21 protein-coding genes and 1 tRNA gene are annotated in these 20,046 nt (G+C 41.3%); 14 read left to right on the top strand and 8 right to left on the bottom strand.

The annotated features are described in order from the left end of the window. The first annotated feature begins 83 nt into the window (after positions 1-83). A tRNA-Asn gene (locus EAI95_RS09890) sits at positions 84-157 on the top strand. Between the two features lie 75 nt (positions 158-232). On the opposite strand, the gene EAI95_RS09885 is transcribed toward EAI95_RS09890, so the two are convergent. Further along, positions 233-1,582: an aspartate kinase gene (locus EAI95_RS09885; protein ID WP_129822879.1), complete on the bottom strand. Its 1,350-nt coding sequence runs from the start codon at positions 1,580-1,582 to the stop codon at positions 233-235. Between the two features lie 213 nt (positions 1,583-1,795). Between EAI95_RS09885 and EAI95_RS09880 the strand changes: the two genes are divergently transcribed. The 13 genes from EAI95_RS09880 to EAI95_RS09820 all read left to right on the top strand — a co-directional run bounded on the left by EAI95_RS09880 (position 1,796) and on the right by EAI95_RS09820 (position 12,393). Beyond that, entirely contained in the window at positions 1,796-2,587 is a 792-nt protein-coding gene (locus EAI95_RS09880) for an enoyl-CoA hydratase (protein ID WP_129822877.1), read from the top strand. A 98-nt stretch (positions 2,588-2,685) separates the two neighbouring features. After that, positions 2,686-3,120, top strand: coding sequence for a MarR family transcriptional regulator (locus EAI95_RS09875; RefSeq protein WP_042507432.1), 435 nt, complete (start codon positions 2,686-2,688; stop codon positions 3,118-3,120). Continuing rightward, positions 3,120-4,094 carry a beta-ketoacyl-ACP synthase III gene (locus EAI95_RS09870; RefSeq protein WP_123160937.1) on the top strand — a complete coding sequence of 325 codons (975 nt, stop codon included), beginning with the start codon at positions 3,120-3,122 and terminating at the stop codon, positions 4,092-4,094. Before EAI95_RS09875 ends, EAI95_RS09870 begins: the two co-directional genes overlap by 1 nt. Positions 4,095-4,149: 55 nt before the next feature. Beyond that, positions 4,150-4,374 carry an acyl carrier protein gene (locus EAI95_RS09865; RefSeq protein WP_003003892.1) on the top strand — a complete coding sequence of 75 codons (225 nt, stop codon included), beginning with the start codon at positions 4,150-4,152 and terminating at the stop codon, positions 4,372-4,374. Between the two features lie 110 nt (positions 4,375-4,484). After that, on the top strand, positions 4,485-5,450 hold the full coding sequence (gene fabK, locus EAI95_RS09860; RefSeq protein ID WP_023027704.1) for an enoyl-[acyl-carrier-protein] reductase FabK: 966 nt from the start codon (positions 4,485-4,487) through the stop codon (positions 5,448-5,450). A 24-nt stretch (positions 5,451-5,474) separates the two neighbouring features. Further along, positions 5,475-6,395 carry an ACP S-malonyltransferase gene (gene fabD / locus EAI95_RS09855; protein WP_023027705.1) on the top strand — a complete coding sequence of 307 codons (921 nt, stop codon included), beginning with the start codon at positions 5,475-5,477 and terminating at the stop codon, positions 6,393-6,395. Between the two features lie 12 nt (positions 6,396-6,407). Then, positions 6,408-7,142, top strand: a complete 735-nt coding sequence (fabG, locus tag EAI95_RS09850; protein ID WP_006596905.1) for a 3-oxoacyl-[acyl-carrier-protein] reductase — start codon at positions 6,408-6,410, stop codon at positions 7,140-7,142. A gap of 18 nt (positions 7,143-7,160) precedes the next feature. Next, positions 7,161-8,393, top strand: a complete 1,233-nt coding sequence (gene fabF, locus EAI95_RS09845) for a beta-ketoacyl-ACP synthase II (RefSeq protein ID WP_129822875.1) — start codon at positions 7,161-7,163, stop codon at positions 8,391-8,393. A 1-nt stretch (position 8,394) separates the two neighbouring features. Then, positions 8,395-8,877 (top strand): acetyl-CoA carboxylase biotin carboxyl carrier protein, encoded by a 483-nt coding sequence (gene accB, locus EAI95_RS09840; protein WP_023027706.1) that lies wholly within the window; start codon positions 8,395-8,397, stop codon positions 8,875-8,877. Continuing rightward, positions 8,874-9,296, top strand: coding sequence for a 3-hydroxyacyl-ACP dehydratase FabZ (fabZ, locus tag EAI95_RS09835; protein ID WP_006596902.1), 423 nt, complete (start codon positions 8,874-8,876; stop codon positions 9,294-9,296). The genes accB and fabZ overlap by 4 nt, the downstream gene beginning before the upstream one ends. Positions 9,297-9,306: 10 nt before the next feature. Further along, complete coding sequence (locus EAI95_RS09830) at positions 9,307-10,674, top strand: acetyl-CoA carboxylase biotin carboxylase subunit (protein ID WP_023027707.1); 1,368 nt, start codon at positions 9,307-9,309, stop codon at positions 10,672-10,674. Between the two features lie 88 nt (positions 10,675-10,762). Next, positions 10,763-11,623: an acetyl-CoA carboxylase, carboxyltransferase subunit beta gene (gene accD, locus EAI95_RS09825; RefSeq protein WP_129822873.1), complete on the top strand. Its 861-nt coding sequence runs from the start codon at positions 10,763-10,765 to the stop codon at positions 11,621-11,623. Beyond that, positions 11,623-12,393 (top strand): acetyl-CoA carboxylase carboxyl transferase subunit alpha, encoded by a 771-nt coding sequence (locus EAI95_RS09820; protein WP_023022250.1) that lies wholly within the window; start codon positions 11,623-11,625, stop codon positions 12,391-12,393. Before accD ends, EAI95_RS09820 begins: the two co-directional genes overlap by 1 nt. A gap of 50 nt (positions 12,394-12,443) precedes the next feature. On the opposite strand, the gene serS is transcribed toward EAI95_RS09820, so the two are convergent. The 7 genes from serS to EAI95_RS09785 form a co-directional block, all read right to left on the bottom strand. After that, positions 12,444-13,721, bottom strand: a complete 1,278-nt coding sequence (serS, locus tag EAI95_RS09815) for a serine--tRNA ligase (protein ID WP_123160935.1) — start codon at positions 13,719-13,721, stop codon at positions 12,444-12,446. Positions 13,722-13,937: 216 nt separating this feature from the next. Continuing rightward, complete coding sequence (locus tag EAI95_RS09810; RefSeq protein ID WP_129822871.1) at positions 13,938-14,306, bottom strand: DUF956 family protein; 369 nt, start codon at positions 14,304-14,306, stop codon at positions 13,938-13,940. Between the two features lie 80 nt (positions 14,307-14,386). Beyond that, positions 14,387-15,298 (bottom strand): PTS system mannose/fructose/sorbose family transporter subunit IID, encoded by a 912-nt coding sequence (locus EAI95_RS09805; protein WP_125336177.1) that lies wholly within the window; start codon positions 15,296-15,298, stop codon positions 14,387-14,389. An 18-nt stretch (positions 15,299-15,316) separates the two neighbouring features. After that, positions 15,317-16,120, bottom strand: a complete 804-nt coding sequence (locus tag EAI95_RS09800; RefSeq protein ID WP_023022258.1) for a PTS mannose/fructose/sorbose transporter subunit IIC — start codon at positions 16,118-16,120, stop codon at positions 15,317-15,319. A 27-nt stretch (positions 16,121-16,147) separates the two neighbouring features. Further along, positions 16,148-17,137, bottom strand: coding sequence for a PTS sugar transporter subunit IIB (locus EAI95_RS09795; RefSeq protein WP_120701222.1), 990 nt, complete (start codon positions 17,135-17,137; stop codon positions 16,148-16,150). Positions 17,138-17,776: 639 nt separating this feature from the next. Next, positions 17,777-18,799 (bottom strand): alcohol dehydrogenase AdhP, encoded by a 1,023-nt coding sequence (gene adhP / locus EAI95_RS09790; protein ID WP_048715224.1) that lies wholly within the window; start codon positions 18,797-18,799, stop codon positions 17,777-17,779. 291 nt (positions 18,800-19,090) lie between these two features. Continuing rightward, positions 19,091-19,903 (bottom strand): Cof-type HAD-IIB family hydrolase, encoded by an 813-nt coding sequence (locus EAI95_RS09785; RefSeq protein WP_129822869.1) that lies wholly within the window; start codon positions 19,901-19,903, stop codon positions 19,091-19,093. Positions 19,904-20,046 lie beyond the last annotated feature (143 nt).

The following is a 20,046-nucleotide window of genomic DNA, read 5'->3' as shown; positions in this document are numbered from 1 at the left end:
CCGAACACAGAAGTTAAGCCCTAGAACGCCGGAAGTAGTTGGGGGTTGCCCCCTGTGAGATATGGTAGTCGCTTAGCTTTTTTTCCGCCATAGCTCAGTTGGTAGTAGCGCATGACTGTTAATCATGATGTCGTAGGTTCGAGTCCTACTGGCGGAGTCAGTACCCGAAAGGGTTTTTTTTATTTCTCTCTTTTATTAATAAATTAAAAAAGGTTCTTTCGAACCTTTTTTCTTATTTAAAGAAAACATCGTATAGAGCTTTAATAGCTTGTTTTTCTTGTTCTTGATTGACTACAAACATGATGGAAACTTCGCTGGATCCTTGCGAAATCATTTGGATATTAATGTTATTTTCTGATAAAGCCTTTGTGGCTGTAGCCGTTACACCAATTTGATTTTTCATATTCTCTCCGACAATCATAATAATGGAAAGATCATGTTCGATTTCGGCATAATCCACTTGTAAATCTTGGATTAGATGTTTTAAAATTTCTTGTTCTTTAATTGGAGTCAATTCTTTTGACCGAAGAATGACTGATAAGTCGTCAATACCTGTTGGCATATGATCCCAACTAATATTCAAATCTTCTAAAATTTGCAATAATTTTCTACCAAATCCGACTTCTCTATTCATTAGGTATTTGGTGGTATTAATGCTGACAAATCCAGAATCTCCTGCAATTCCAACAACTTTAACATTTTCATCGGTATGGTTCAGCACAATCTTCGTACCTGGATGTTTTGGATTGTTGGTGTTCTTGATCACCATTGGAATCTTTCCACGATAGGCTGGTACCAGTGCTTCATCATGGAGGACACTAAAGCCAGCATAGGCTAATTCCCGCATCTCCTTATAGGTTAACTCAGGAATAGAATGTGGCTGTTTGATAATGCCTGGGTGAGCTGCAAAAATACCATCGACGTCTGTAAAGTTCTCGTAGAGATCTGCTTTAACTCCCGCTGCGATAATTGATCCTGTAATATCAGAACCACCTCTTGAAAAAGTACAGACTTGGCCTTCTTTAGTAATTCCAAAGAATCCAGGGATCACTAAAATTTCATTATGGTTTCTCAGTTCTTCAATCTTATCGTAACTAGAAGGAAGAATGCGGGCATTGCAAGGTTCACTTGTTACAAAGATACCTGCATCTTTTGGATGGATATATTTTGCTTCTAACCCCTTTTTTACAAAGTAAGCTGCGATGAGTTTCGCATTGTTGTTTTCTCCAGCTGCTAAGAAGGTATCATATAAGAAAGTGTTGTCAGACTTGGGAAGTGTTGCAAGGGATTTGATATCTCTAGCAATCTCTTCGATAATTTCCTCGTCTAAGTCTAACTCCTCTGTAATAGATCGATAGCGATTGATAATCCATTCTTGACTTTGGTTCGTATCTTTTCCGTTGGTATATTCTTTAAAATACTTGATGAGGGCATCTGTGACTTTTGTGTCCTCCGCATTGCGTTTCCCTGGAGCAGAAACGACCACGTATTGACGGGCTTCATCTTCTTTAACGATATTGAATACTTTTTCTAACTGGGTAGCAGATGCTAATGAACTACCACCAAATTTAACTACTTTCATGTGGACTCCTTTACACAACTTTCTTTAAATTATACCAAAGATAGAGCTTGGTTACAATCTAAAACAGCACTGCTATCAAGCAAGTCTTTCGGCTGAGACACTTTGTTATGAAAATGTAATTTACTTCTCAAAGTAGTTGTGCTAAAATAATATAAAAATAAATAAGTTCAACTATCAAACAATTTGAACAGCTAATTAGTAAAGAGGTGGCTTATGGTGTTCGAAACGATTATATATTCTGTTGAAGAGGATCTCGCATCTATTATTTTAAATAGACCTGAGGTTTCAAATGGTTTTAACATTCCAATGTGTCAGGAAATCCTTGAAGCATTAGAATTAGCTGAGAAGAATCCAGATATTCGTTTTATTCTATTTAAAGCAGTCGGTAAGGTTTTTTCGGTTGGTGGTGATTTAGCAGAGATGAAGCGGGCTGTCGATGCCGATGATATCGATTCGTTAACGCAAATTGCGGAATTGGTTAATCAAATCTCTAAAAAAATGAAGCAACTTCCAAAACCTGTGATTATGGTAGCAGATGGTGCGGTTGCAGGAGCAACTGCTAATATGGCAGTAGCAGCAGATTTTTGTATTGCTTCTGATAAATCCAAGTTTATTCAAGCCTTTGTTGGAGTAGGTTTAGCTCCTGATGCTGGTGGTCTTTTCCTTTTAGGAAGAGCCATTGGTTTGAGTAGAGCAACTCAGTTAGCGATGACCGGTGAACCATTAGGTGCTGAAAAGGCTCTGGAATATGGCGTTGTGTATAAGGTTTCTGAAGTAGATAAATTAGACAAGACTGTTAACCAACTTCTCATGAAGTTAAGACGTAGCTCAGACAATTCTTTTGCTGCGATTAAAGAGTTGGCCTGGTCTAGCATGCTGACTGATTGGGATCGCTATGCTGAAATTGAGTTGAGATTGCAAAGAAATCTATCTTTAAAAGAAGACTTTAAAGAGGGAGTTATTGCCTATTCAGAGCGTCGACGTCCAAAATTTATAGGAAAATAAAAACGTAAAATTTTTATGTTTTTGTTGTTGAGACTTGCTATTTGCTTTGAATTTTGATAAAATTCGATTATCAAAGTAATGAATAGGGGGTGTGGTTTTTGAATTTTCAACTAGTCAATGATTACCTTACATCCATTTTTAACAACGTTTTAGTCATCGAAGAAACTAGTTTACGTAGCAGTCGATTTAATGATGTTTCTATTAAGGAAATGCACACAATAGATGTCATCGGCTCAACACCAAACGCAACTCCAAGTGATATTTCGCGTTCGTTAATGGTAACGTTAGGTACAGTCACAACCAGTTTAAATAACCTTGAACGAAAAGGTTATATTGAACGAACCAGATCTGAAGTTGATCGTCGGGTTGTCCATTTGAGTTTGACCAAAAGAGGAAAACTCTTGTATCGGCTTCACCAACAATTTCACAAGCGGATGGTTAATCAGATTATAGATGGGATGTCTCCAGATGAACGGAAAGTGATGCAAAAAGGGTTGCAGAACCTTTATCGTTTCTTGGAGGATTTGAAATAATGACTTTTGCAAAAATTAGTCAGGCAGCCCATTATGCGCCAATCCAAGTGATTTCCAATCAGGATCTTTCTGAACGGATGGATACCAGTGATGAGTGGATTGCTAGTCGGACAGGAATTCGGAAGCGTCATATTTCTCAATCAGAATCAACCAGCGATTTAGCTACGGAAGTGGCTCGTCGCTTGCTTGAAAAAAGTGGTTTACAAGCGGATCAGTTGGATTTTATCTTTGTTGCTACGATTTCACCGGATTCCATGATGCCATCTACAGCTGCTCGTGTTCAAGCTAAAATTGGTGCCTCTAAAGCCTTTGTTTTTGATTTGACCGCTGCTTGTAGTGGATTTGTATTTGCGCTTGCGACTGCTGAAAAGTATATTCGCTCTGGCCAGTACAAACGAGGAATCGTTATCGGAAGTGAAACCTTATCGAAAGTGATCGATTGGGAAGATCGGACAACAGCAGTCTTGTTTGGGGATGGTGCTGGCGGTGTTTTATTGGAAGCTTCCGAGCAACAAACTTTTTTAGCAGAAAGTCTGTTTTCAGACGGTTCCCGTGGAGAAGTTCTTCAATCATCATCTGTTGGTTTATCTTCACCATATTCTGATAAGGAAGAAGATAAAAAATATTTGTCAATGGATGGGAGAGCAGTCTTTGATTTTGCCATTCGGGATGTGGCTAAGAGTATTAAAAATACGTTAGCAGATGCTCCAGTGCCTGTTGAAGAGATTGATTTTTTTCTTCTGCACCAAGCAAATGACCGTATCTTAGATAAAATGGCTAAGAAAATCGGGGTTGATCGGGAAAAACTTCCTGCAAACATGATGGAATATGGTAACACGAGTGCCGCAAGTATTCCAATTTTATTATCGGAGTGTGTCGACCAAGGACTGATCAAATTGGATGGAAGTCAAACAATTCTTCTGTCTGGATTTGGTGGAGGTTTGACATGGGGCTCACTTCTTGTTACAATCTAGTTAAACATGTGGTAACACATTTTAAAAATTTTTTATTATTTTAAGGAGGCCAATCATGGCAGTATTTGAAAAAGTACAAGAAATTATCGTTGAAGAACTTGGTAAAGAACCATCAGAAGTAACACTTGAGTCTACTTTTGAAGATCTTGAAGCTGATTCATTGGATTTGTTCCAAGTGATTTCAGAAATTGAAGATGCATTCGACATTCAAATTGAAACTGAAGAAGGATTGTCTACTGTAGGTGACCTTGTTGCTTACGTAGAAGAAAAAACTAAATAATAATGGATGAGAGTATCGAAAGATATTCTCTCTTGTTTAGGTAATAGTTTGACGCTCAAAGCAAAGAACCGCTTTCAAACTATTACTTAAGCGAAAATGAGGAAGGTACTATGCAAACACGAATTACAGAATTATTAAACATTAAATATCCAATTTTCCAAGGTGGTATGGCTTGGGTAGCAGATGGAGATCTTGCTGGAGCTGTATCCAATGCAGGTGGTCTTGGGATCATCGGTGGAGGAAATGCACCTAAAGAAGTTGTCAAAGCGAATATTGATCGTGTCAAATCCATTACTGACAAACCTTTTGGAGTGAATATCATGCTCCTCTCTCCTTTTGCAGATGACATTGTTGACTTGGTTATCGAAGAAGGGGTTAAAGTTGTTACCACTGGTGCAGGGAATCCTGGGAAATATATGGATCGTTTCCACGAAGCTGGCATTACCGTTATTCCAGTTGTACCTTCAGTAGCTTTAGCAAAACGGATGGAAAAACTAGGTGCGGATGCTGTGATTGCTGAAGGAATGGAAGCAGGTGGGCATATTGGTAAATTGACTACCATGACCCTGGTTCGTCAAGTGGTCGAAGCTGTTTCTATTCCCGTTATTGGTGCTGGTGGTGTGGCTGATGGTGCTGGAGCAGCTGCAGTCTTCATGCTTGGAGCAGCTGCTGTTCAAGTGGGAACACGATTTGTCGTAGCTAAAGAATCAAATGCTCACCAAAACTTTAAGAATAAAATCTTGAAAGCTAAAGACATTGATACAGTAGTGTCTGCGTCAGTTGTTGGCCATCCAGTTCGTGCGATTAAGAATAAATTGGCTTCTGCCTATAACCAAGCGGAAAAAGATTTCTTGGCAGGTAAGAAGACTCAAGAAGAAATTGAAGAATTAGGAGCAGGTGCTCTTCGCAATGCTGTTGTGGACGGAGACGTTGATAACGGATCTGTGATGGCAGGACAAATTGCAGGTCTCGTAGGTAAAGAAGAAACCTGTGCTGAAATCTTGGAAGATATCTATTTTGGAGCTGCTAAAGTCATTCAGAAAGAAGCAGCTCGCTGGGCAGATGTCAAATTCTAACAAGTAAAGGAAAGGAAGAGGACAGTGACAAAACGTGCTTTCTTATTTGCTGGTCAAGGTGCCCAAAAATTGGGGATGGCTAGTGACTTGTATGCAACTTATCCGATTGTTAAGGAGACATTTGATACTGCAAGTCAGATTTTGGGCTATGATTTACGAGAATTGATTGATTCTGATGAAGACAAGCTCAATCAAACACGCTTTACCCAACCGGCTATTTTGACAACTTCAGTAGCTATTTATCGTCTATTAGCAGAAAAGGGCATGACACCGGATATTGTTGCCGGTCTTTCTCTAGGAGAATATTCTGCTTTGGTTGCTGCAGGTGCTCTTTCTTTTGAAGAAGCAGTCGCTTTGGTAGCCAAGCGGGGTGAATTTATGGAAACAGCTGCGCCTGCTGGAAGCGGGAAGATGGTAGCTGTCATGAATACTGATCCTGCCTTGATTGAAGAAATCTGTCAACAGGCTTCTGAAAAGGGAGTTGTAACACCAGCTAACTACAATACTCCTGCCCAAATTGTGATTGGTGGAGAGGTTGAAGCTGTGGATTATGCAGTTGAACTCTTACAAGAAGCAGGGGCAAAACGGTTGATTCCTCTAAATGTCTCTGGTCCTTTCCATACGGCCTTACTTGCTTCTGCTAGTGAAAAACTAGCGACTGAACTTGAAAAAGTTACTTTTAAGGACTTTAGCTTGCCTTTGGTTGGGAATACAGAAGCAAAGATCATGAAATCAGACGAAATCAAAGCTTTATTAGCTCGCCAGGTGATGGAGCCTGTTCGTTTCTATGATTCGATTGCAACGATTCAAGAGTTTGGAGTAGATGAAGTGATTGAAATTGGTCCAGGTAAGGTCTTGACTGGTTTCTTGAAAAAAATTGATAAAACTCTTCCAACGAAAAATGTTGAGGATCAAGCAAGCCTTGATGCCTTACTGAACGAATAAGATGAGGTGACTATGGAACTGAAGAATAAAAATGTATTTGTTACTGGCTCAAGTCGAGGCATTGGATTGGCTATTGCACATAAATTTGCGTCAAAAGGTGCCAACATTGTCTTAAATAGTCGTGGAGAGCTCCCTGCAGGTCTAGTGGATGAATTTGCCTCATACGGTGTGAAGGTAGTTGGCGTTACTGGGGATGTATCCCAAGCTACGGAAGCGAAACGAATGGTCGCGGAAGCGATTGAAGCACTTGGCTCAGTAGACATCCTTGTTAACAATGCTGGGATTACCAATGATAAGCTCATGTTAAAATTGACGGAAGAAGATTTTGAGCAAGTCTTGAAGGTGAATTTGACTGGTGCTTTTAATATGACACAATCAGTCTTAAAGCCGATGACCAAGGCGCGTGAAGGTGCTATCATTAACATGTCGAGTGTTGTCGGTCTAACCGGAAATGTTGGACAAGCTAACTATGCAGCCTCAAAAGCTGGTTTGATTGGTTTTTCTAAATCGGTAGCGCGTGAAGTAGCTGGTAGAAATGTCCGAGTCAATGTCATTGCGCCGGGCTTCATTGAGTCTGATATGACAGAAGGACTTCCGGAAAAAATTAAAGAAATGTCTCTCGCTCAAATTCCAATGAAACGATTTGGAAATACAGAAGAAGTAGCAGATGTTGCAGTCTTTCTTGCGACTCAAGAATATCTAACAGGGCAAGTCATCGCAATTGATGGTGGCTTAACCATGCAATAAAAAGAGGTAGGTTTTGAAATGAAATTAAATCGTGTTGTTGTAACAGGCTATGGCTTGACATCTCCAATCGGAAACACTCCAGAAGAATTTTGGAATAGCTTAAAAGAAGGAAAAATTGGAATTGGTCCGATTACAAAATTTGACCACAGTGACTTTGCTGTTCATAATGCAGCTGAAATCCAAGATTTCCCATTTGATAAATACTTTATCAAAAAAGATACAAACCGCTTTGACAACTACTCATTATATGCTTTGTATGCCGCTCAAGAAGCTGTGAATCATGCAGGTTTAGATGTAGAAGCTATTGATAAAGATCGTTTTGGTGTCATTGTTGCTTCTGGTATCGGTGGTATCAAAGAAATCGAAGATCAAGTGATTCGCTTGCATGAAAAAGGGCCAAAACGTGTCAAACCAATGACCCTTCCAAAAGCTCTGCCAAATATGGCATCTGGTAATGTTGCTATGCGTTTTGGAGCTAATGGAATTTGTAAATCGATCAATACTGCTTGTGCCTCTTCCAATGATGCGATTGGGGATGCTTTCCGTGCCATTAAATTTGGTTTCCAAGATTTGATGTTGGTAGGTGGTTCAGAAGCTTCTATTACGCCATTTGCAATTGCCGGTTTCCAAGCCCTAACAGCTCTTTCAACAACAGAAGATCCAACTCGTGCTTCTATTCCATTTGATAAAGATCGGAATGGATTTGTAATGGGTGAAGGATCAGGTATGTTGGTACTTGAAAGTTTGGAACACGCTGAAAAACGTGGTGCAACCATTCTTGCTGAAGTGGTGGGCTACGGTAATACCTGTGATGCTTACCATATGACTTCTCCACATCCAGAAGGTCAAGGTGCTATCAAGGCAATGAAGTTGGCTTTGGATGAGGCAGAAATTGAACCAGCTCAAGTTGATTATGTCAACGCCCATGGAACCTCTACTCCAGCAAATGAAAAAGGAGAAAGTGGTGCAATCGTTTCTGTATTTGGTACAGAAGTTCCAGTATCTTCTACAAAATCATTTACAGGTCACCTCTTGGGAGCAACAGGGGCAGTTGAAGCTATTGCGACAATTGAAGCAATTCGCCATCAATATGTTCCAAAAACTGCTGGAACACAAGAGTTATCAGATTATATTGAAGCCAATGTCATCTTTGGTGAAGGGCAAGAACGTCCGATTTCCTATGCTATTTCCAATACATTTGGATTTGGAGGACACAATGCTGTCTTAGCCTTTAAACGTTGGGAGGGATAAAGTGAATATTCAAGAAATTAAAGACCTAATGAGTCAATTTGACCAATCCAGTCTTCGTGAATTTAGCTATCAAAATGCAACGGATGTGCTATCATTTAGTAAAAATACTGGCAGTGTAGCTAGCTCGCAACCTGCTACGCCAGCTCCTGTAGTTCAGGAAGTGGCGCCCGCTGTTGAAAGCCCTGTTGTTCTCGCAGAAGAACCAGCTGCTCCGTCAGCTCCAGAAGTTGCTCCAACAGTAGCAGCAGAAGGGGAAGTAGTTGAAAGTCCTCTTGTCGGTGTAGCTTATTTAGCTTCAGGTCCAGATAAACCAGCTTTTGTTCAGGTTGGAGATAGCGTTTCAAAAGGCCAAACTTTATTGATTATTGAAGCAATGAAAGTCATGAATGAAGTTCCTGCGCCAAGAGATGGAATCGTCACTGAAATCCTTGTTTCAAATGAAGAAATGGTCGAGTTTGGGAAAGGATTGGTACGGATTAAATGATCGATATTCAAGCTATTAAAGAGGCTCTTCCGCATCGCTATCCGATGTTGTTGGTGGATCGCGTCCTTGAAACAAGTGAGGATACGATTGTAGCCATTAAGAATGTGACGATCAATGAGCCCTTCTTTAATGGGCACTTTCCAAGCTACCCAGTAATGCCAGGTGTCCTCATTATGGAAGCCTTGGCACAAACTGCCGGTGTCTTAGAATTATCCAAACCAGAAAATAAAGGGAAATTAGTCTTTTACGCTGGAATGGATAAGGTTAAATTTAAAAAACAAGTCGTTCCGGGAGATCAGCTCGTGATGACGGCTACCTTTGTCAAGCGTCGTGGTTCGATTGCGGTCGTGGAAGCAAAAGCGGAAGTCGATGGGAAATTAGCTGCTAGCGGGACCCTAACATTTGCAATTGGTAACTAGGGAGGTTTCTATGTTCCGAAAAATTTTAATCGCGAATCGTGGTGAAATTGCGGTCCGGATTATTCGAGCTGCTCGTGAATTAGGAATTGAAACAGTCGCTGTCTATTCAACGGCTGATAAAGAAGCCTTGCATACCTTACTAGCGGATGAAGCAGTTTGTATTGGGCCTGCCAAGTCAACCGAGTCTTATTTGAACATGAATGCTGTTTTATCTGCAGCAGTTTTGACTGGATCAGAAGCGATTCACCCAGGATTTGGATTTTTGAGTGAAAATTCGAAGTTTGCCACCATGTGTGAAGAAGTAGGGATTAAGTTTATTGGACCATCAGGATCTGTTATGGATATGATGGGTGATAAAATTAATGCCCGAGCACAAATGATCAAAGCAGGCGTACCTGTGATTCCAGGATCAGATGGTGAAGTTCATACAGCTGAAGAAGCCTTGGAAGTTGCTGATCGGATTGGCTATCCTGTTATGCTGAAGGCGTCAGCTGGAGGTGGCGGTAAAGGTATCCGTAAAGTAGAACGGGCAGAGGACCTAGTTCCAGCTTTTGAATCTGCTTCGACAGAAGCTAAGGCGGCCTTTGGCAATGGAGCTATGTACCTTGAACGCGTCATCTACCCAGCTCGTCATATTGAGGTTCAAATTTTGGCTGACCAATTTGGACATGTGGTTCATTTGGGTGAACGGGATTGTTCCCTTCAAAGAAACAACCAAAAAGTCCTCGAAGAATCTCCATCCGTAGCAATCGGTAAGACAATTCGAGACCAAATCGGATCTGCAGCTGTCCGCGCGGCAGAATCTGTTGGCTATGAAAATGCTGGGACAATCGAGTTTCTTTACGATGAAGGTAAAGGCGAATTTTACTTCATGGAGATGAATACTCGGGTTCAAGTTGAGCATCCCGTGACAGAATTTGTCACTGGAATTGATATCGTGAAAGAGCAAATTAAGATTGCTGAAGGCCAAGAATTGTCTGTGCGTCAAGAAGATATCCAAATTTCCGGTCATGCCATTGAATGCCGGATCAATGCGGAAAATCCTGCCTTTAACTTTGCACCAAGTCCAGGAAAGATCACCAATCTCTACCTTCCAAGTGGAGGGGTTGGCTTGCGCGTGGATTCTGCAGTCTATCCTGGCTATACGATTCCACCTTACTACGATAGTATGATTGCCAAAATCATTGTCCATGGAGAGAATCGTTTCGATGCCTTGATGAAGATGCAACGCGCCCTCTATGAGTTGGAAATTGACGGTGTAATGACCAACAGTGATTTCCAATTGGATTTGATTTCAGATTCGAATGTGATTGCTGGTGATTACGATACCGCCTTTCTGATGGAAAAATTTTTACCAAATTATCAGAAAAATCAATAAGCATTGAACTTTGTAAATGTGAGATTCATTTTCACAAGGAATGAACGCGCACAATTACAAAGTTCTTTTACCAAGTAAGGAGAAGTTGATGGCTTTATTTTCTAAAAAAGATAAGTACATTCGAATTAATCCCAATCGGTCGGCCATTGAAGCACCTCAGCCGAAACCAGAGGTTCCAGATGAGTTGTTTTCTCAGTGTCCGGGCTGTAAACATACCATTTACCAAAAGGATCTAGGAAGTGAACGTCTGTGTCCTAAGTGTGGCTATACCTTCCGTATTTCTGCTGTAGAACGGCTTCAATTGACGATTGATCCAGGAAGCTTTATTGAACTGTTTACGGGTATTGAGACCAAGGACCCGCTTAAGTTTCCAAACTACAAGAAGAAATTGGCGACTGTTCGTGAATTAACAGGGCTTGATGAGGCTGTGTTAACAGGAACTGCAAAGATCGGGGGCCATCAAGTGGCTCTTGGTATTATGGATTCCAATTTTATCATGGCTTCTATGGGCTCTGTGGTCGGTGAAAAGATTACGCGTCTATTTGAATTGGCGACAGAAGAAAAGCTCCCAGTTGTGCTCTTTACCGCTTCTGGTGGAGCTCGGATGCAAGAAGGAATCGTCAGTTTGATGCAGATGGCTAAAATCTCTGCAGCTGTTCAAAGACACTCAAAAGCAGGCTTATTTTATCTGACAGTTCTAACAGACCCAACAACAGGAGGGGTAACGGCGTCATTTGCAATGGAAGGAGATATTATCATTGCAGAGAGTCAAGCCCTTGTGGGATTTGCAGGTCGAAGAGTGATCGAGTCTACCGTACGGGAACAGTTGCCAGATAATTTCCAAAAGGCTGAATTTTTGCAGGAGCATGGCTTTGTGGATGTGATTGTCCAGCGTAGTGATATGCGTTCAACAATCGCAGACTTGTTAGCCTTTCATGGAGGGAAGTAATGACAAGAATAACACAAATTATTAAAGAAGCTCGTGACCAAGGACGTTTGACAGCTCTTGATTATGCTCATGGAATTTTTGAAAACTTTATCGAACTACATGGAGATCGGAATTTCCGAGATGACGGTGCAGTGATTGGTGGAATTGGTTGGCTTGGAGATCAAGCGGTAACGGTTGTCGGGATTCAAAAAGGAAAGAATCTTCAGGATAACCTAAGTAGAAACTTTGGTCAACCCCACCCTGAAGGTTATCGAAAAGCTTTGCGTCTGATGAAACAGGCGGAGAAGTTTGGTCGTCCAGTAGTAACCTTCATCAATACCGCGGGTGCTTATCCGGGTGTTGGCGCTGAAGAACGGGGACAGGGTGAGGCTATCGCGCGTAACCTCATGGAAATGAGTGATTTAAAGGTTCCGATTATTGCAATTATCATCGGAGAAGGAGGCTCAGGTGGCGCCCTTGCTCTGGCTGTAGCGGACAAGGTCTGGATGTTGGAGAACTCTATCTATGCCGTCTTGAGTCCAGAAGGATTTGCCTCTATTCTCTGGAAAGATGGAAGCCGTGCCATGGAAGCTGCTGAGTTGATGAAGATTACTTCGCATGAGTTGTTAAATATGGATATTGTGGACAAGGTGATTCCGGAGCATGGTTTCTCAAATGGAGAACTACTAGCTCAAGTGAAGAAGGAAATTCAAGCAGAATTGAAGGAACTACAAGCTTTGTCTCTCGAAGATCTGCTAGAGCAACGCTACCAGCGTTTTCGTAAATATTAAAAAAACTGGGCTTGCAGATGCAAGACTCAGTTTTTTTATCTTATCTTATCTTATTTTGGTGCAATAACTTCAGCTCCACCCATGTATGGACGAAGGACTTCTGGAATGGTTACAGAACCATCTGCGTTTTGATAGTTTTCAAGAATAGCAGCGACGGTACGTCCAACAGCCAATCCAGAACCATTCAAGGTATGAAGAAGTTTCACTTTACCATCTGCTTCATCACGGTAACGGATTTGCGCACGACGGGCTTGGAAATCTTCTGTATTGGAACAGCTTGAGATTTCACGGTAGGTGTTTTGAGCAGGAATCCAAACTTCCAAGTCATAAGTCTTAGCAGCTGAGAAGCCCATATCTCCTGTAGAAAGAGCAACGACACGGTATGGCAAGTTTAGTTTTTGAAGGATGTTTTCAGCGTTGGCTGTCATTTTCTCCAATTCTTCGTATGATTCTTCCGGTTTGGCAAATTTGACCATTTCAACCTTATGGAATTGGTGTAAACGGATCAAGCCACGAGTATCTCGACCGGCAGAACCAGCTTCTGAACGGAAAGATGGGCTCATGGCAGTAAAGTAGATTGGCAAATCTTTGCCATCGATGATTTCATCACGGTAGTAGTTCGTTAGAGGCACTTCAGCAGTTGGGATCAAGACATAGTTAGTATCGCTGAGTTCAAAAGTATCTTCCTTAAATTTTGGATATTGCCCAGTACCAAACATAGAGTCATGGTTGACCATGTAAGGGGTGATGACTTCCGTATAGCCTTCCTTACCGTGCTCATCTAGCATAAAGTTGTAGATGGCACGTTCCAAACGAGCTCCCAGGCCTTTATAGAAAAGGAAGCGTGCACCAGTAACTTTCCCACCACGTTCCCAGTCAAGGATGTCTAAGTCCTCGCCAAGATCCCAGTGGGCTTTTGGTTCAAAGTCAAACTCACGAGGAGTTCCCCAACGGCGAACTTCTACGTTATCGTCTTCGTCTGCTCCAATAGGAACACTGTCAGCTGGGATGTTTGGAAGAGTAGTGGTAAATTCTGTCAATTTCGCATCGATTTCTGCCAATTCTGCATCCAAGGCTTTGACCTCTGCAGAAAGAGTTTGCATGGCAGCAATCTTATCATCTGCATTTTCTTTGTTGCGTTTGGCTTGGGCGATTTCAGCAGAAACGGTGTTACGCTCAGCCTTGAGGCCTTCTACTTTGACCAAGATGTCACGACGCTTGGCATCGATTTCTTTCATTTCGTTCAAGATGGCAGCATCTACACCGCGTGTCGCTAATTTTTCAGCAACTGCATCAAAGTCTGTACGAATCCGTTTAATATCTAACATAGCTTCTCCTTTAACAAAAAACACACCTGTCAGAGTGTTGGAGTGGCAGAGCCACGGTTCCATCCAACTTCACAGGTGTGCACTTGATTCGATATTGTATTTTAACTAAACGGTAGAATTCAATTAAGATTTCTATCTGCTCGCAGCAACCGCAGACTTTCTGAAAGATTTTCTTAATTTACTTATCCGTTTTCGTTTATTATACAAGAAAAGCAATTATTTTGCAAATAGATTTTTAATTTTAGCTACGATGGTTTGGATCAAGGTCGGTAGCTTGACAATTTTATCATTTCCTAAATGTTCTCGTGCAATTTTCAAGATTTTTCCCGAGTCTTTAGAAGCAAAGAGAAATTTTGATTCTTTGGTATAGATTTCAAAATGGCGGCTAATTTTACGTCCGGATACATTAGCTCCGATTTGTTCGATATCCTGCCAGGGAATTTGGATGTAGTCTTCAACATTTGCATCCGCATAAAATTCAAAAGCCACATCCCCTACTAAAATTTTTCCAACCTTCCCTCCAACACCTAGATAAGAGACACCAGTGGTGTGGAATTCAACGGTTTTATTCTGCGATTGTGCCATGTGATCCTCCTGTAACAATGTTCATTTCATTATACCATAATAAAAAGAAGGCCGAAACCTTCTTTTTATTTGGTCTTTGCTTACATCAAGCCTGCAACGTGTGCCAAGACACCGATTACAAAGAGGGCGATGATGATAGTGATTGGAGATACTTTCTTCTTAAGCAACCACATACAAGCGAAAGTAAGAAGCAATCCCATCAAACCAGGAATCAATGAATCCAAGTTTTGTTGGAAAGTTGTAACTTTTTCAGGTGTTTGAGATAGACCTGAACCAACTTGAGCGAAGGCTTCTTGGATACCCTTGTATCCTTCAGGAAGTTTATCCCAGTGGATATAAGCTTTGTCGTCTAATTTGACAGAAGAAACATTAAAGATGAATTTAATAGATACCCAACGTTCTACCAAGACAGCAAGGATGAACATCCCGAGGATAGAAGCTCCTTTAGTGATGTCTTGCAAGATCCCACCAGACATATCTTTGGTAATTTCAGAACCTGCTTTGTAACCAAGTTCTTGGGTGTACCACAAGAAGGACATACGAATCGCATTCCATGCAATAAAGAAGATGAGTGGGCCAAGGATATTACCAGTCAAGGCAAGAGATGCACCAAGTGCTCCAAGGATTGGACGAACTGTAAACCAGAAGACAGGATCTCCGATACCCGCCAAAGGTCCCATCATACCAATCTTAACCCCTTGGATAGCGGCATCATCAATAGCAGCACCATTTGCTTTTTCTTCTTCAAGGGCAAGAGTTACCCCGATGATTGGAGCAGCTACGTATGGGTGAGTGTTGAAGAACTCCATGTGACGCTCAAGAGCAGCCGCTTGGTCTTCTTTCTTCGTATAAAGTTTTTTGATAGCTGGGATCAATGAGTAAGCCCAACCCAAGTTTTGCATCCGTTCGTAGTTCCAAGAACCTTGCAAGAAGGTTGAACGCCACCAAACTTTTTGACGATCTGATTTAGATAATTGTAATTTTTCAGTCATGATAGTGTCACACCTTTCTTAATAGTCTTCGAGAATATCGCCGATTGGGTCATTAGAAGTAGCGACTCCGCCACCTCCGTTGCCACCTTTCTTAGAAAGTGAAAGGTAAATCAAGGCAAGGGCAACACCAATCGCTCCAAGAGCAATCAAAGTTAATTCGCTGACGGCAGCAAGTGCAAAACCAATGGCAAAGAATGGCCAAACTTCACGGCTTGCCATCATGTTGATAACCATAGCATAACCAACGGCTACAACCATACCTCCACCGATTTGCATACCGTCTGACAACCAAGCAGGCATCGCTTCAAGCGCACCTTTAACAGTTTCAGCAGGGATCATCAACAAGAGGGCTGCAGGAATAGCGATACGAAGACCTTGAAGAAGAAGAGCTACAAAGTGAGCGCGTTCTACCCCTTTGATATCACCTTTTTTAGCAGCAGCATCGGCAGTGTGGACCAAACCAACAGAGAGAGTACGGACGATCATGGTCAAGAAAAGACCAGCGACTGCAAGTGGAATAGCCACACCTTGAGCCACAGCGATTCCTTTAGAACTAAAGTCACCACCAAGAACCAAGATAATCGCAGCAGCGACAGATGCAAGAGCAGCATCGGGTGCAACGGCAGCTCCAATGTTTGCCCAGCCAAGTGCAAGTAATTGAAGGGAACCACCAAGCATCACACCGGCAGTCAAGTTACCTGTTACCAAACCGATTAAGGTACAAGCAACAAGTGGTTGGTGGAATTGGAATTGGTCAAGGATACCTTCAAGACCTGCTAAGAAGGCAACAACGACCACTAATACCATAGAAATAATAGACATGTTTAAAATCCTTTCGTAAGTAATCGATTATTGAACGTTAGCTTTGTTAATTAAGTCAAACAAATCTTTCTTAGAGTCATTTGGCACTTTACGGACATCAAATTCTACTCCAAGATCACGCATTTTTTCAAATGTAGCCACATCTTCTTTATCCATTGACAACACATTGTTAACCATGGTTTTACCAGTTGAGTGGGCCATTGAACCAACGTTCAAGGTTTTAATCGGAACACCACCTTCGATGGCACGAAGAGCGTCTTGAGGTGTTTCAAATAAGATCAAAGCATGTGTTTCACCAAAGCGTGGATCTTTTGCGACGTCGATCAATTTTTGAATTGGGACTACGTTTGCTTTTACACCATTTGGTGCCGCCTGCTTAATCAACTCTTTACGGAGTTCATCTTTGGCAACTGAGTCTGAAGCAACGATAATGCGATCTGCTTTTGAATCAGGAGTCCAAGCAGTAGCGACTTGTCCATGAAGGAGACGAGTATCGAGACGAGCAAGGTTGATTTTGAGTTTGCCATCTCCAATCACTGTTCCCTCTGGAATAGCAGCTTGGGCAACAGGAGCAGCTGAAGCAGTGCTTGCTTCTTCGACAGGATTCAATTCTTCTGGAAGAGCTTTGATTCCATCTTTAGATTCTTTGATGATGTTTGCAGCGATTTGATCAACGCCTGCATTTGCATCCATCAAACGCTCTGTATAAGCTTGAATCAACATCGGAAGGTTTAATCCAGTGATGATCGCAAATTTACGATCTGGATTTTCCCCCATGACACGACTAGCTTGGTTAAATGGAGAACCACTCCAAAGGTCAGCCAAAACCAAGATTTCATCTTCTGCATCAAATGCGGCAACAGCAGCATTGAATTTAGCATAGAGATCATCTGGGCCTTCACTTGGCATGAACGTAACCACTTGAACTTTCTCTTGATCCCCAAAGATCATCGAGCCGGATTGGTGGATTCCAGCTGCAAATTCACCGTGGCTAGCAATAATGATACCAATACTCATTATTGACATTCCTCCTTATAAAATTTGTTTGACTTTCAGTTTAAGAAAACTTTAAGCTAATTTATTATAAAACGTTTTCATCATAAAGTCAATTTTTCAGTACTAAATTAAAGGAAAAAGAAGGTTTTTAATATATTAATTTGTTAATATTTATCTTCGAGTGCTAGCAGAGTTTTTTACGACTGAACTCGAAAAGCCTTTGGAAATCCTTGACAAAATGGGAGTGAAGGGGATTCGAAGTTTCTGAAAAGATAAGTAGTAGCTTCTGAGGGGTAAAATAAAGATATAGAAACTCCTTGTAGGCCCTGCTTATGAGAAAGTGAAAAAGACCAGCCCAATTGGGTTGGTCTCAGATTGAAGCCATAGTCTTATGAAAAACTTTCCTTAGGTGAGTACGGACGTCAGCGAACTTCTTCGAAGTTCCATAACTAATTATTGAGCCTAAGGTCTCAATAATTCCGAGTGTCTGAAACAATTGTGTTTCAAGCACTTTTCCCACAGCGGAAAGTTTTTTCCTTTTCTTAAATGACTAAAACGTAAAAGTCATTTAAGAAAATCATCTAGCTATTTTATGTAAAACAATAGTTTGTCTAAATTCAAAGACCAGCCCTCTTGGACTAGTCTTGTAGGTTCGTTTATTTAGTTAGTGAAGTCAAGTACCATACGTCCTTGAATGGTTCCGGCTTCCATTTCGTCAAAGACCTTAACAGCATCTTCTACTGGACGTTTTTGAACGACTGGCACTACCAAACCTTCTGCACCAAATTGGAAAGCTTCTTCTAAGTCTTTACGAGTTCCTACAAGAGAACCGATGACTTGGATACCATCTAATACTGTTTTCACAATGCTGAGCTCCATCATTTCAGAAGGAAGTCCGACTGCAACAACGCGACCACCCGCACGAACTGAATCTACTGCTTGGTTGAAGGCTACTTTAGAAACGGCTGTTACGACAGCAGAGTGAGCTCCACCATTTGTTTTTTCTTTGATCAATCCTGGGACATCTTCGACTTCACGACCATTAATGACAAAGTCTGCCCCAACTTCTTTAGCCAATTCGAGTTTATCATTGTTGATATCAACAGCGATGACATGAGCGTTGAAGACTTTCTTGGCATATTGAACAGCTAAGTTACCCAAGCCACCAGCTCCATAGATAACGATCCATTGGCCTGGTTCAGCTTTGGCTTCTTTGATAGCTTTGTAGGTTGTAACACCGGCACAGGTAATAGAAGAAGCTTGGGCTGGATCTAATCCCTCTGGTACTTTTACTGCGTAGTCTGCAGTTACGATACATTGTTCAGCCATTCCTCCATCAACAGAGTAACCAGCATTTTTTACAGTACGGCAAAGAGTTTCGCGACCAGTTGTACAGTATTCACAAGTGCCACATCCTTCGAAGAACCAAGCAACACTGACACGGTCACCAACTTTTAAACTTGTCACATCTGGAGCAAGTTCTTTAACAATCCCGATTCCTTCGTGTCCAAGAACACGGCCTGGAACTTTACCGAAGTCTCCGTGAGCAACGTGCAAGTCCGTGTGGCAGACACCACAGTATTCGATTTGAACAAGAGCTTCCCCTGTTTCTAATGGGCGCATCTCCTTGTTTGCAACAATTTCAACACCAGTACCTTCTGGATTTACAACAACAGCTTTCATAGTTTTCCTCCTCAAGAGCTTAGTTGAATTAGAGACGGTAATAAAACGAGAAGTAACATCACTTGAATCATTATCGTATGAAACGAGCTAGGCTCCTTTTTTATTTTTGTTATGTTAATTTTATCACAAACTCCATCAGTTAGCAAGCGTTTACATAGAAAAATTTTCTGAAAATAAACTTAATTGGTTAAATTATTTTCAGAAAAAGTCCCTATAAAGTTTCGTATGTTTGAGAAAACAAAAAAGCTTGAATCCTTTCTTGTAAAAGGTGATTCAAGCGATTCACTTTATTTATAGGAAGAGTTTTTCTAGTTGACGAGCAACGCCGTCCTGATCATTTGTATACTCGGTTTGTTTATCGGCATAGGGGAGGAGGACAGGATTGGCGTTTTTCATTGCATAACCAGTTCCTGCGAAAGCCAACATGTCTGTATCGTTTTGTTCGTCTCCAAAGGCAATCAGATCTTTCCGATTAAGTCCGTAAGTCTCGAGGAGATAGTTGAGGGCAAAGGCCTTATTGACGCCTTTTGGAGCACATTCAAGAATGTTGAGGGGACCACCCCAGCTATTGATTTCTAGCTCGTGATGGTAGTAATCACGCATTTCTTCGGCTAAAGCATACTTATCTTCAGCGCGTGTTTGAAAGAGGATAGCGTTTGGGTTTTCGGTAACTTTACGGGCTTCGAATTTTGTTTTGGAGGAGATTTTTGAAACCCCAAATAAGGCGGGATCAATCGTATGGTGGTAGGTATGGGTGACATAAAACTTATTTCGGTACTCTCCTGCAATAAAGTCCGCCTGGATGTCATTTTCTCTCTCGACCATATCGAGGAGGTATTTTTTATCAAGGGTCATGGATAGTTCTTTCGACCATTTTTTATTTGGAATATGAGTGAGAGCGCCGTTAAAGTTAATCATGGGACTTTCCAATCCCAATTCCTTATAGATGTGATCTGCCATTCGATAGGGACGCCCAGTTGTAATAATGACCTGGTGGCCTTGTTCACTGACTTTCCGGATGGTTTCAATCGTATAGGATGATAATTTGCTCTCAGAATTTAATAAGGTGCCATCTAAATCGACAGCAATTAGTTTTTTATTCATAGGAAGAATCCTTTCATTTGTATGGTTTTTCTTACTCTAAATAAGGAGTATAGAAGTGCCATATTTTAAGAAGAATGCTACCATTATACCAGATAAATAGGAAAATTTCAGTCTTTCGAATGGTAAATAATGTGGCAGAAAAG

It is taken from the genome of Streptococcus sp. bf_0095, from assembly GCF_004166885.1.
Classification (GTDB): Bacteria; Bacillota; Bacilli; order Lactobacillales; family Streptococcaceae; genus Streptococcus.
Note: the sequence above shows the minus strand (reverse complement) of the source record. Positions and strands in the feature narration are given on the sequence as shown.